Origin of the sequence: Kiloniella sp. (genome assembly GCF_048259265.1) — a bacterium.
Taxonomy (GTDB): domain Bacteria; phylum Pseudomonadota; class Alphaproteobacteria; order Kiloniellales; family Kiloniellaceae; genus Kiloniella.
On the sequence record NZ_JBLXHT010000006.1, the window covers coordinates 207,193 to 220,534 of the forward strand.

Here is a 13,342-nt window from a genome sequence, read left to right on the forward strand (position 1 = left end):
ACCTTATGTCCACTGTTCTGCCGCCGGAAGATCTGGAAAATAATCCCCGGGTAAAAGCTGTCTTTGATGATATTCGGGCGACGCGCCAGACGGATTTTATCAACAATATCTGGCGCTATCTGGCTTTTGATGCGGATCTGTTAGAGCGCACATGGGCCGAGGTAAAGGCCGTAATGGCAACACCGTCTGACCTTGATCCATTGACCAAAGAAATGCTGTATCTTGCGGTGTCCATTGTTAATAGCTGTAATTATTGCGTGCATTCCCATACCGCAGGGGCCAAAGCCAAGGGCATGACCCCCACGCAACATGCCGAAGTTCTCAAAATCGTGGCGCTGGCATCGAAAACAAATCAATTGGCGACGGCCCTGCAATTGCCAACCGATCCGGAATTTTTGTTGGAAGAATAATAATTCTCCTCGGAAGTTCTGTTCTCGCGTCAGTTCTGTATTTCTTAAATACAGAGTTCCAAGGCCACGGAACTTCAGTGATCTTGGAACTCTGAATTTACGGACTTTTCAAAATTGTGCGAGGATCGATTAAAAGATTGAAACCCCGGTTCTTGCGCCGTATCTAAAACGTATCATTTCAATAAACCATAAACCCGAAAGATAAAGATGACCTATGCAATAGTTGCGCGCCAACAGGGCAGTAGTGATGTTCTGGAACAGGTAGAAATTTCCAAACCATCCCCAGCTGCTGGCGAAGTTCTGGTCCGTCACGCGGCCATTGGGGTGAACTTTATCGACACCTATTTTCGTACGGGACTTTATCCCTGGCCTGTCGAGAAAGACCTCGTCCTTGGTAGCGAAGCCGCAGGTGTGATTGAAGCCGTGGGCGACGGTGTCTCTGGCTTTGCCGTTGGTGAGCGTGTGGCCTATACCATTCCGAATGGGGCCTATGTATCGCACCGCGTGATCGATGCCAAACATCTGGTGAAATTACCGGATACGATTTCGGACGAAGTTGCTGCTGCATCAATGCTCAAAGGATTGACCGCGCATTACCTTTTACATCGTAGCTATGTTGCCGAGGCAGGAAGGAAAGTTCTTTTTCACGCCGCAGCGGGCGGTGTTGGTCTGATCGCCGGGCAATGGCTGGCAGCAAAAGGTGTTACGGCCTATGGAACGGCTGGTGGGGCAGAAAAGTGTGCCCTTGCTGCCACCCATGGTTATAGCAAGATGATCGATTATAAATCCGAAGACTTTGTCGAGCGGGTAAAAGAGATAACCGACGGGCAGGGGGTGGATGCCGTCTATGACAGCATCGGCAAAGATACCTATCCCGGGTCATTACAGTGCTTGAAAAACTTTGGTTCCTTGGTGAGTTTTGGGCAGTCTTCGGGACCAGCACTTGATTTTAAATTGTCTGACCTGGCGGTGGGGTCCTATAGCGTTACGCGCCCAGTATTGTTCCATTTCACGGCAGAACCGGGGTATTTACAGTCTGCTGCGGATGAACTTTTTGCCATGATTTCGTCTGGGGAAATAAAGATTAGCATCAATCAGAAGTTTAACCTGTCTGATGTTGCCAAAGCCCATGACCAGTTGGAAACGCGTAAGACAACCGGGTCAACTGTTCTGTTGCCATAAAAGGCAAAGTAGTAGATTGAGAAAATAAACAGCGGGGGTTGGTCATTTAAGTTCAATTAAGTGTATGGTGATAGTATCGCAACGGGATGCGGATTCTTGTTGCTAGAAAATCCCTTATTACTTGTGTATAATCTCGTTCTAGGCGCGAGATATTACAAAACTCTAACAGAATGTGTGAGTGTAACTTAATGGATCAACCCCCGATTTTTGATGACTTTATCGATGGCCCTGCGAAAGATCTGCTTCGATTAATCAATAATCACGCGCTTGTATATATTCTGTCTGATGATGGTATTTTAAAATATTCCAACCAGAAACTTGCAGATGTTTCTGGCTATAGGATTGACGAGTTAGAGGGCGCATCAGTCCAAAAGCTTAGATCCCGATATCATCCTGATACCTTTTATTCCGAATTGTGGGCTTTGCTTCGTGCAGGAAAGACCTGGACAGGTGAATTATGCTGTACGGGTCGATCTGGGGCTTATTATTGGGAAGAATTATCCTTGTGCCCGTTGGAACTTAAAGGCGATCCAAATAAGTATTATCTGGGTGTTAGTGTTGATATTACTCAGCTAAAGACCCGTGAAAAAACGATGTCTGCCTACAACGAAATGCTGGTTAATGTGACCAAGGGCGTCCCCTTAAAGGAAAATTTTGATCTACTGATTACCAATATTGAAACTATATTTCCTCATATGAACTGCGCGATTATGTTTCTGGAGGATGAGCGTTATCTTAGTAATTTTTCTGGGCCTTCTATTCCCGCCGAATATATTGAATTGGTTAATGGTTTGGAAATCGGCGATTATGTGGGGTCCTGTGGGGCTGCAGCTCATCGGAGAGAGCTTGTTATTGTTGAAGATGTGTACGACCACCCCAATTGGGGTGATTATCTGGATGTTATTAAGAAAACCGATTATCGGGCTTGCTGGTCCCATCCAATTGTTAGTCTCACTGGAGTGACTTATGGAACTTTTGCCATTTATTATAAAACAACACGTGGACCGACAGAGATAGAACTTAATTTTATTCAATCGCTTGCGTTTAGCTGTCGAGGTGCCATTGAAACCCATAATGCGCGTTATGAATTGATTGAACAGAAGAACCGGGCGGAAGCCGCAAACCACGCCAAAAATCAGTTTCTTGCGAACATGAGTCATGAATTAAGAACACCGTTAAATGCGGTTATTGGTTATTCCGAAATTCTGGAACGTGAGCTTTTTGGCCCGTTGGGCGTTGATAGATATAAGACGTATGCCGGGGATATTCAGACGTCGGCTCGTTTTTTGCTGGATATCATTAATGATATTTTGGATATCTCGCTTATCGAAGAGGGAAAGATATCTCCCGAGCCAGAAAATTTACCTGTTAAAAAGTTGATGGACTGTTGTATCCAATTGATCAAAACTCGGGCAAGTGACAAAGATGTTTCCTATGAGATTATAGAACCTGATGATGATTACTACATCTATGCTGATAAGCAGCATGTGAAACAGATTATTGCCAATTTGCTTACCAATGCGATCAAATTTACACCAGCAAAAGGCAAAATTGAATTTTGTGCTGAAGTGACAAGGCCAGAATATATTGATTTTGTAATTCGTGATAATGGCATTGGTATCACCGAAGAAAACCTTGAACGGGTTATGGAGCCCTTTAATCAGGTTGCTGATAGTATGACACGGGCTCATGAAGGTGTTGGCCTCGGCCTGAGCCTTTCCAAGAAATTGGCCCTGGCACAAGGGGGCGATCTTAGGATAGAGAGCGTCTATGGCGAGGGGACAACAGTTTACGTTAGCTTACCTTTGCAATACTAATCTTACTGTTTTGAGCTCATTAACTTCGACAGGGCTTTACTGTCGTGTGTAGCTTTGGTCGCTTTATCATTGGATTTAATTATCTCCTCGGATTAGAATTTTTTTATGACGCATTAGATAAACTAGGCTTGAAGAGTTGCTTTGGGCCTAATAAAGCTATTGTATAAAATTTCACAACCCTATTCGAAAACAGAGAAGGCAGCGGAATGGCTATCGGTGAAGTAATCTGGACGTATTTCCAAGGTGAATGGCACGAAGGTAATTTACCGATTATGGGCGCCGCAGATCATGGTACTTGGTTAGGGTCGCTTGTCTTTGATGGTGCCCGTTCATTCGAAGGCGTCGTGCCGGATTTAGATCTTCATTCTGCGCGTGTAAATGCTTCTGCCGAGGTTATGGGCCTGAAGCCAACTATGACAACCCAACAGCTTATTGATCTGACGATCGAAGGTCTTAAAAAATTTGCTGATGATGCCGCGGTTTATATTCGCCCAATGTATTGGTCAAAAGAAGGCGGGGCAGGGACGGTTGTTCCTGACGAGAACTCTACAGAGTTTTGTCTGTGCCTTGAACAGTTCCCTATGGCACCAACCAGCTATACGCAAACGCTTTGCCGGACCAAGTTTGTACGTCCAATGGTGTCTATGGCACCCGTAAATGCCAAGGCAGCCTGTCTGTACCCGAACAACGGACGAATGATCCGCGAGGCACAGTCGCGTGGTTATAACAATGCACTTGTGGCAGATGCTTTGGGCAATGTTGCGGAAACTGGTACATCGAACGTGTTTATGGTCAAAGACGATGTGATTTATACGCCTGTTCCAAATGGTACATTTCTGAACGGAATTACTCGCCAGCGCGTTATTGGGCTTCTTCGCGAAGCGGGACGAGAGGTTGTGGAGACAACCTTGTCATTTGAAGATTTCGAAGGTGCTGACGAAGTCTTTATGAGTGGTAATATCTCTAAGATCACACCCGTGGTTAAGTTTGAAGACGTGGAATATCCCATCGGCCCCATAAGCAAACTTGCCCGCGAACTTTACTGGTCATGGGCTAAGCGATAACGCGTTTTTGACACTGCGCTCCCTATCCAAGCCTATTATTGAGGTCCAGTATTATTTAAGCCCATAGCTTTCATTTGCTATGGGCTTTTTACGTCGCCTGAAAAGCATCAGTTGCGCGCGACGACAATCATCTCTCGACTGTCTTTCTGAAGTGGGGTTTGGTTCCAATCACCAAATAAATGTTCGAGAACAAGCCCTGCTTTATCCAGATGTGCTAAAAGTTCGTTGTGGCTGAGGAACCTTATTTTTGCTTCAGTTTTTGTCGGGGGTGGTAGCGACTGTCCACTAGACAGGACATTATTTTCTTGGACAGGCATTGTTCTGTATAGAGTAAAGTACTCAACAATTCTGCCGTCGCCATACCTTTCAACATTTCCAAGGTCATGCCAGATCTCAATCTTTTGATCTTTCTGGTGTTGGCTGTTTGCAGGAAGGACGAAAGTTTGGGTTGTTTCTTTCGGTATCCAGCGTTCCCACGCTTTGGCGTCGAGGTTGCGGGTATCAAACGCAATCTTTCCATTAGGGGAAAGCAATGCCTTTAGATTAGAAAGGGCATCATGGATCGCTTGATCTGTCAGGAAGACCTGAAATGCGTGACCGCTGAGGATAATCAGGTCAAAAAGCTGATCAGATTTAAATTGTGCTGCGTCTGATTGAACCCAGGAAACTTTGTCACCGGATTGTCGGTGACGGGCAATATTAAGCATGTCTGAAGCGGGATCAATTCCGGTCGTGTCATACCCTAGATTGGCAAAAGCAGCGGTCAGTAGCCCTGTTCCACAACCGACATCAAGTACTTTTCGGGGTACAGGCGCGTCCTGAATCAAAGAGAGGAAAAAATCACAATCCGGTCCCCAAGGATTTTGGCTGTCGTACAGGCGTGAGAGAAGCGGATCATGATAGTGATCTTGTGGCTTGTTATCGGACATATTCTTATGGACGCTTTGTTCATATTTTGAGAAAAAGACAACACTAAAGTGCGTTGGATATGCTGGAATAGCTATTTACGCAGATGCTGTTCTTGGTGGGACTACAGATGACAGATAATTTTGTTCGATCAGGGATTTAAGTTGATCCTCTTTAAATGGCTTCGTCAGAACATCATTCATGCCAGCTTTACGAAAGACTTCGTGACGATCTGTGAAAGCCTCTGCCGTTAGCCCAATAACGGGAACATGCGCGCCTTTGTCAGTTGCCCTGATTTGTTCTGTCGCGATAATGCCGCTCATGACGGGCATGTGTACATCCATCAGAATAAGGTCAAAATCGTGCTGAGCAAAAAGGTTCACGGCTTCCTCTCCATTTTCAGCGTGAATGGTGTTGTGTCCGAATTTGGTCAGGAAGGCTTTTGCAATCATTGCGTTGACGGGGTTGTCTTCGGCCAATAACACGGACAACTGTCCTATATCCACATCTTGGGGGCGGCTTAATTGTTGGAAATATTGATCGTTTTCTTCTTGGGTCGGCAGCGTTACGGGTAAGTCTATTGTAAAGGAAGATCCTTCGTTAAGTACGCTGGATACGTTGATACGGCCGTTCATCAACGAAATCAAACTTTGAGTAATACTGAGCCCTAGTCCTGTCCCGCCGAACTTGCGGGTAATAGTGTTGTCTGCCTGACTAAAGGCATCAAAAATACTATCCAGCCTGTCTCCGGCAATTCCGACCCCTGTATCTTCGATAATAATTTTCAGGCTCGGAGGCGTTGTTGAATCTGTTAGCAAGATCGACAGAGTGACCTGACCCTCGCTCGTGAATTTAAAAGCATTGCCCAATAAGTTATTTAATATTTGGCGCAAGCGTGTCTGATCACTGTAAACCAGCTTGTGATCGTGGAGGTCAATTTCGGTAACAAATTTGATACCCTTTTCTTCAGCGAGTGCGCCAAAGGTTGCTTTAAGGGGGGGGAGCATTTCGGTTAAATCAAAAATTCTGCTTTCTAGTTCCAGTGCACCGCTTTCGATTTTGCTCATATCCAGTACGTCATTGATAATTTCCAATAGACCTTGGCTGGAAGAAATTAGGGTTGAAATTTTATGTTCCTGATCAATGTTTAGCTCTGTATTTTTGAGTAGCTGAGTCATACCAATGATGCCGTTCAAAGGCGTGCGGATTTCGTGGCTCATGGTTGCCAGAAAATCAGATTTTGCAGAGTTGGCAGTTTCTGCGTCGTCCTTCGCTTTTTCTAGTGCTTTGGTGCGTTGTTTGATTTTGGTTTCAAGGTTGCGATTGAGTTCTTCTACTTCTCTTTTTGAGCCTTCCAGTTTCTCTTCAGCACGTTTTAATTCTGTTACATCCTGAACCAGTCCAGTGGCCTGAAGAACTTTTCCCGTAAGATCACAATTCAGATTATTGTGGCTAATCACGTGGTGGACTTCACCATTTTGATGAACCACACGATAGGCGAGTGAAAAATTTGTCCCCTGTTCGAGGTTTTCACCCTGAATTCTTTCGACGCGTTCTCGGTCATCTGGATGTACACAGCCAATAAATGTGTCGTACCCGGGCTTTGCGGTTGCCGGAAGTCCGTATACACTTGGCAGGTTTTCAGACCATTCTTCGTACCCGTTTGCTAAATCCCAAAACCAGTGCCCCATCTTGGCAACCCGTTGAGCGCGTAGCAGGTTAAAATTCTGGTTATCAAATCGTTCAGAAAGCTCTTGGCGGGTTGATATCTCGCTGTGCAGTGATGCTAGGCTTTCCTGAATCTTGTCGAGCATGGCATTAAAGCTAACCCCGAGCTGACCGATTTCGTCTGCATTTGTATCGCCAAGTCTGACGTCTAAATTACCGCCTCTGATTTCATTACTAACTTCTGCAAGGTAAAGGATCGGACTGATTAATTTGCTTTGCATGTGAAAGTAGCTAATCAGGACAAAGAAGATTGTGGATATAACCAAAATAGCAGCAAGAATTGTTAACTGGTTGATTTTATTTTCGATCACAGCAACTTCGTTTGCTGTCCGCTGATCGATTTCTCTCTGGAAGTTATTTATAGGGCGCATAATTTTGGCTTTGGCAACGTGATAGGCATCACTGAACAAAATATCTGCTGCAAGCTGAGGGTCTGGCGGGGCCTTACGGGCCAGGTTTCGGTTTTTATCTGCGAACAGGCCATTAAGTGCAGCAAACGCTTTACGCTCAAGAAACACAAGTTCGTCGGAATTTGATTTGGCCTCTTCCAGAAAATGAAGTTCTTTTTCACTAACGCCCACAGCTTGGATCAGTGATAAAAGGGATGCTGCTGGTTTCGGAGCATCCGTACTCGTCTGTCCGGAAATAACAAAGTCCCAATAGATGCTAGTGTAATTTTTGGGTCTTGGTTTCCCCCCATTTCGAATACTTAGAATATCATTGAAGTATTGTTTGAAACGCTGTTCCCCTGTTACGGCATAACTTCGTGCCATGCGTGTTAAATCGTCAGATGATTGACGAAGTTGATCAGCGAGTTTTAAGGCTTCTTGGCGTTGTCGTTCTTTTTGGGTTAATTCTGTCGAATTGTTATATATTAACCCAAGAGTAATGGTTGTCGCTCCCAGCAACACCATAAGAAGGGTAAAGATGATAATAACCCGAACACGGATCGACATATAAAAGCACCTGATTCCCGTATCGTATCCTAAGACTTTGTCATTAAAGCACAGTTAATACCAACAAAATGGTAAACGAAACCGATTGGAAACAGTGTCAGCAGGTGTGATCAGATCTATTTTTTATACATCATGAGGTGGTTTCCGTCTTGCTTACAAATAAAGGCCGATCAGATAAGAGCAGCCTTAGGCGCTTTGCTCTTTCTCTGTGACGGGCTTGTGGATTATTTCCTGCATGACATTATTCATTTCTTCAAGAAGCACGCCCGGGTTTATTGGTTTTGCAACAAATGCGTTCATGCCGGCTTCTAAATATTCGTTGACATGATCTTCGACAACGTCAGCAGTAAGGGCAATGATGGGAACCTTGGCAATACTGCCTTCTAAATCCCGAATAATTCTTGTTGCTTCGGGGCCACTCATTTCCGGCATACGGATATCCATTAGAACAAGATCAATATTATCTTGCGCGGGATCAGATAATATGTCGACGGCTTTTTTTCCAGTATCGGCTTGTTTAACGTGATGTCCATATTTCCCCATAAGTACTGAAATAATACGCAAGTTGAGGGGATTATCATCAACCGCCAGAATTGATAGATTGCGGCGTGTTTCGTAAATGGCTGCTACATTTTTTTGCACAGGTTCAGCCGCTTCTTTGTTTGATTTGTTTAAGGGAATCTTGATTTCAAAAATAGTGCCTTTGTGTTCCTCTGACGAAACCTCGATGCTGCCATTCATGACATCAACTAGACGCTTTGATATCGCAAGCCCTAACCCTGTCCCTTCGTAACGGCGGGAAATAGAGGCATCTGCCTGGGTAAAATCATCAAATATTTCTTTTAACCGATTGTGGGGAATGCCGATGCCAGTATCTGTGACACTAATGACAAGCCACGATTTGCCTTCGTTTTCTATTCCTTGTCGAGCTGAAAGTGTCACGTACCCTTTTTCAGTGAACTTGATGGCATTGCCCAGCAGATTGATTATAACCTGTCGTAGACGTGTGGGGTCACCGTAAAGATGGTTAGGGATTTTATCTTCAATTTCGATACTCAGCTTTAGAGATTTTTGCCGGGCAGATTGTTCAACAATTTCTATGGTTTTGTTGAGCTCATGGCGTAATTGATAATCTATATTTTCCAGCTTGAGTTTACCTGAATCAATTTTCGACAGGTCAAGAATATCGTTAATGATGACAAGTAGCGACTGGGTCGTTTCTTTTATTTTTTCAACTTTTTCACGTGTGTCCGGTGTTATACTGTCGTCCAATAGCATATCTGCCAGACCAAGCACCCCGGCCATCGGGGTTCTTATTTCATGGCTCATAGACGCGAGGAATTCTTGCTTGGCTTTACTGGCCGCTTGGGCTGCCTCAAATTGTTTTTCCAGCTCAACTGTTCTGTCTATAATTCGTTGCTCTAATGATTCCGCTGCTTTTCTAAGGTCTGATTCTGCCGTGTCGCGTTCCTGGATACGTTTGGAAATTGATTGTAAAAGTCGGTTTCCTGATTCTGCCAATACATAAAGTTCGTCGCCGCGGTTTTTCTTGGGCACAGCCAGTTGTGTTTGTAACGGGGCATCGGGGTCCGTTGCGGCCAGCGCGTGAGAGATGTTTTGTAAAGGGCCAATCAGCAATCGATAAAAAATAAACGAAAATATACCCGCAATAATAAGACTCTGTAGTATGATGACCAAGGCTTCTAGCGCGACCCTCTGGATGAACTCTTCTGCGACATTTATGGGGTCTGCTATGACTTGTAAGTACCCTGCTGTAACTTCGGGGTCATCAATAGTTCGAAGTTCTACCTCAAAGGATTGTAGTCCGCCAAATCCATTGTTTGCAATCCAGCGATGTGGCGATGCTTCGTGAATGCGGGATCTGCTTGTAAGTGTATTGTGCAAGTCATCCAGAATTGTCACGGATATAATGGATTTATATTCCATGAGGCCGTTTGCAACTTCACCAGCTAAGTCATCGTTCACATTATAGGCAGATCTAGCAGCTGGTTCGTGGGCTGTTTTGATCACCTGTGCAACGGTTTTCCTGAAATTATTATTCGTTTCTTTCAGGTCCAGATAAGCAACAATCGTACTCATCATCAATCCGATGACAAGGGCGACAAAAATGACAGATCTTGCAACTTTGGAAGCAAGCCGTCTTTGAAGCTTTGGGGGGCGTGGATCTTTCGTCGACACGTTATCTGCTCAAAATATTATATATTTTGGAACAAGAAGTTGCTGTCATTTTCCGCAAGACTGATTGCCCCACGATTTTTGTAACTCCTGGTTCTTATCAATCCAACGATTGGTGGCTTGGTCATGCGTCATTCCATCGGCATCAACAAGTGCAGCAACCTGGCTGATCATCGGACTGGTAAAATTCATATCGCTGAGAACGGCATAGGCACAGGGCCATGTGATTTCCATTTTGACCCAGGCGACCTTTTTGAGCCACCCGTCTTTTGGGTTACCGCAATCGTGAATTCGTTTGGGGTTAACCCCCCAAGCAGGGTCAGTTTCGCATTCTGCGCTATAGTTCGGGAACTCTACAAATTTACCATCGTATCGGTCTTCGACCCAATTGGGGCTCCAATTAAACAGCACAATCGGTTCTTTGTTTTTATACGATTTTTCCAATTCAACCCATAGATCATCGGCTTGTTTTACCGGACGTACAGTGAAATCCATTTCAAGCGCTCTGATACGTGCCTTTTCTGGTTTTTCCCATGGACCAGCAACATATCTGCCTTGTGGGGCTGTCGAGCTATCAGAAAAGAGGGAGGCGCATTTCTTTAGGGCTTTCCAGTTGGGTAATCCTGGGCAAAGTTGTTCAACATAGCTGGGGTACCACCATTCTTCGCGCGTTTTTGCATCATGGTCACTAACAACGACTATCTGTCCTTTTGCTTTTACTCGCTCAAGGTCTTCGGACATGGTTCCTTCCCATACCTCTACTTGAACGTGTTCCAGACCTCGATGAAGCCTCGCCCATTGATCTTTTGTTGATAATTCCTTGTATTCAACTTTATAGCCTTTTGCTTCAAGGGTTTTACCATAGATTTTCGCCATGATGATCTGACTGGTCCAATTGTTCAGGATAATTCTAATCGGCTTTTTACTTTCGGGGACGAATGCATTGGCTGGGGTTGGAATAACATAATTTGACGTCAATAAGAGGCTGATTGCCAAGAGAAATCGGTTGGTATTCTTCAAGGAAATATTGAGTGAAAGTGGTATTTTCCGTATTGGAAGCCTGATCATATTGTTGTTCGTGACCCGCATTTGTTTTGGTTGTCTCAAAGCTTAGAGAAAAAAGATTAAATATTTATTTGAGCAGTTTTGACTTATATGAATTTTAAGTTAGCACCTTAAAATTATTGGTTAAATTTTACCTTTTTCATGTGGCCATAGGTTGGTTTTTCAAGTGGAAGACACAATCATCAAGATGAGCTAATTGCACTTTATGGGGGAAATAACTAAGGTTGGTGTGACGTAAAAGCTGAATTTGAATATCCCTGCACGTAGAAATTAAGAGTTATTTAGTTTGTTTTGGGTAGGTTTTATTCACAACAAGTTGTATGGATAGGGTATGCCATGTGTGTTTCGTTTCTGAATTCGGGGCCGCAATGTCAGATACTGGCAAAAGGTGAGTAGGTTTAGGGGATGTCAGTAGAAATCAAGGGGCCTGATGTGGGGGGGCTATCTGAAACGAATCAAGCGGACCGGCTGGAAGCTGCGATCCTTGTTCTTTCTGATGATTATCTGTCGCTTCTTGACGCTAACTCTCGTGCCTTGGATATGCTTGGTTATTCGCGTGATGAATTACAAGCTTTGGTCCCTGATGAATTGATAGATGCCTCTCCTTCTTACCCTTCTCTTTCATCTTATCTAAGTGAAACCCCAAAAGGAAAAATAGACCATTCTTGGGCCTCTGTGAAAGACGAGGTAACGCTTCGCCATGCAAACGGGCAGGCAATTTTTTGCCGCGTTTTGACTGGGCGTTTAGACGTTGGCGGCTGTGTTCAGCAAATAATTACTCTAATCCCGATATCGCATGATCAAAAATTGTTAAAAGTCGGCGCCTTGTTGCGGTTGGCGGTTGAGCATATGCCTGATGCCATGATTATCTATGATACTGATGATCGCTTGATGTATTTTAACAAGGCATATCGCCAGATTTTTTCCTATATGCCACCGCTGGAAGAAATGATGGGAAAGCACTATCTTGATGTTATTAGACACACGATGGAAGTCCCCGGTGTTATTACTGATCCTCTTAGCACTTCTGACCCGGAAGCGTATCTTGAAAAACGTCTGCAACGATTACATAACCCACCTGATGGACCTTTTGAGCAAAAGACAGGTGTGGGCTGGCATATGGTAAGCGAAATGCGAATTCCGGGTGTTGGTTTCGTTAATCTACGTCGAGATATAACAGTTGAAAAGCAATTCCGGGATGAAATGTCCCAAGCAAATGAGCAGTTGGCCACCGTTGCAAAAGCTATGGAACAATCGCATGCTGATGCTCTTAGGGCGCAAATTTCAGCTGAACAAGCGAACAGAAGTAAAAGTGAATTCCTGGCAATGATGAGCCATGAATTGAGAACACCGTTGAATGCGATTATCGGGTTTTCATCGATGATGACCGAGAAGATATTTGGGGCAATCGGTAATGAGCGTTATGAAGAATACCCGACATTAATACATGAAAGCGGCCAACATCTTTTAGCCATTATTAATGATATCCTCGACTTGGCAAAGGTAGAGTCCGGTAAAATGGAGCTGGATAGTGAGCAGATCAATGTAGTTGAAATCATTCAGGAAAGCGCGCGCCTAATGAAAGGGTTGGCCGTCACGCGTGGGGTGAGCATTGATATTGACATCAAAGATGATGATGCCACTATCTATGCTGATTCAAGAATGATGAAACAGATGATTGTCAATTTGCTTTCAAACGCTTGTAAATACACCCCGGAAGGGGGTGATATTGTATTGTTCTTTGAAAAAGATAGAAACAATAGAAAAATTATTGGTGTTAGAGACACTGGTATTGGGATGAATAAGGCTGATTTGAGTTTGGCTTTGATTCCGTTCCAGCAAGTTGGTGATGTCTCTACAAACACGGATCATGGTACAGGGCTTGGCTTGCCGTTGGTTCGATCATTCATTGAATTACATGGCGGCACACTCGAAATAGAAAGCGAACCCGATAAAGGAACCTGTGCTTGTTTATGTTTTCCGGCTGGTTCATAGCGTACTGTCTGGCCGAAGTATGA

9 protein-coding genes are annotated in these 13,342 nt (G+C 44.3%); 5 read left to right on the plus strand and 4 right to left on the minus strand.

The genetic code is table 11. The features are described from left to right. Positions 1 to 5 precede the first annotated feature (5 nt). From ACN0QW_RS11755 to ACN0QW_RS11770, 4 genes are all read left to right on the plus strand, one after another. Positions 6 to 410, plus strand: a complete 405-nt coding sequence (locus ACN0QW_RS11755) for a carboxymuconolactone decarboxylase family protein (RefSeq protein WP_299381572.1) — start codon at positions 6 to 8, stop codon at positions 408 to 410. 207 nt (positions 411 to 617) lie between these two features. Beyond that, a complete protein-coding gene (locus ACN0QW_RS11760; RefSeq protein ID WP_417431702.1) occupies positions 618 to 1,592 on the plus strand; it encodes a quinone oxidoreductase family protein in 975 nt (324 codons plus the stop codon). Positions 1,593 to 1,780: 188 nt separating this feature from the next. Then, on the plus strand, positions 1,781 to 3,409 hold the full coding sequence (locus tag ACN0QW_RS11765) for an ATP-binding protein (protein ID WP_417431704.1): 1,629 nt from the start codon (positions 1,781 to 1,783) through the stop codon (positions 3,407 to 3,409). A 206-nt stretch (positions 3,410 to 3,615) separates the two neighbouring features. After that, entirely contained in the window at positions 3,616 to 4,473 is an 858-nt protein-coding gene (locus ACN0QW_RS11770) for a branched-chain amino acid aminotransferase (RefSeq protein WP_417431706.1), read from the plus strand. A gap of 107 nt (positions 4,474 to 4,580) precedes the next feature. On the opposite strand, the gene ACN0QW_RS11775 is transcribed toward ACN0QW_RS11770, so the two are convergent. The 4 genes from ACN0QW_RS11775 to ACN0QW_RS11790 all read right to left on the minus strand — a co-directional run bounded on the left by ACN0QW_RS11775 (position 4,581) and on the right by ACN0QW_RS11790 (position 11,327). Beyond that, a complete protein-coding gene (locus ACN0QW_RS11775; RefSeq protein WP_417431708.1) occupies positions 4,581 to 5,402 on the minus strand; it encodes a class I SAM-dependent methyltransferase in 822 nt (273 codons plus the stop codon). 75 nt (positions 5,403 to 5,477) lie between these two features. Continuing rightward, positions 5,478 to 8,063: an ATP-binding protein gene (locus ACN0QW_RS11780; protein WP_417431710.1), complete on the minus strand. Its 2,586-nt coding sequence runs from the start codon at positions 8,061 to 8,063 to the stop codon at positions 5,478 to 5,480. Between the two features lie 186 nt (positions 8,064 to 8,249). Further along, a complete protein-coding gene (locus tag ACN0QW_RS11785) occupies positions 8,250 to 10,262 on the minus strand; it encodes an ATP-binding protein (RefSeq protein ID WP_417431712.1) in 2,013 nt (670 codons plus the stop codon). A 45-nt stretch (positions 10,263 to 10,307) separates the two neighbouring features. Beyond that, positions 10,308 to 11,327, minus strand: a complete 1,020-nt coding sequence (locus ACN0QW_RS11790; protein ID WP_417431714.1) for an ABC transporter substrate-binding protein — start codon at positions 11,325 to 11,327, stop codon at positions 10,308 to 10,310. 402 nt (positions 11,328 to 11,729) lie between these two features. Here ACN0QW_RS11790 and ACN0QW_RS11795 point away from each other — a divergent pair, with 402 nt between their 5' ends. Further along, positions 11,730 to 13,319 carry a PAS domain-containing sensor histidine kinase gene (locus ACN0QW_RS11795; RefSeq protein ID WP_417431716.1) on the plus strand — a complete coding sequence of 530 codons (1,590 nt, stop codon included), beginning with the start codon at positions 11,730 to 11,732 and terminating at the stop codon, positions 13,317 to 13,319. The last annotated feature ends 23 nt before the right edge of the window (positions 13,320 to 13,342 follow it).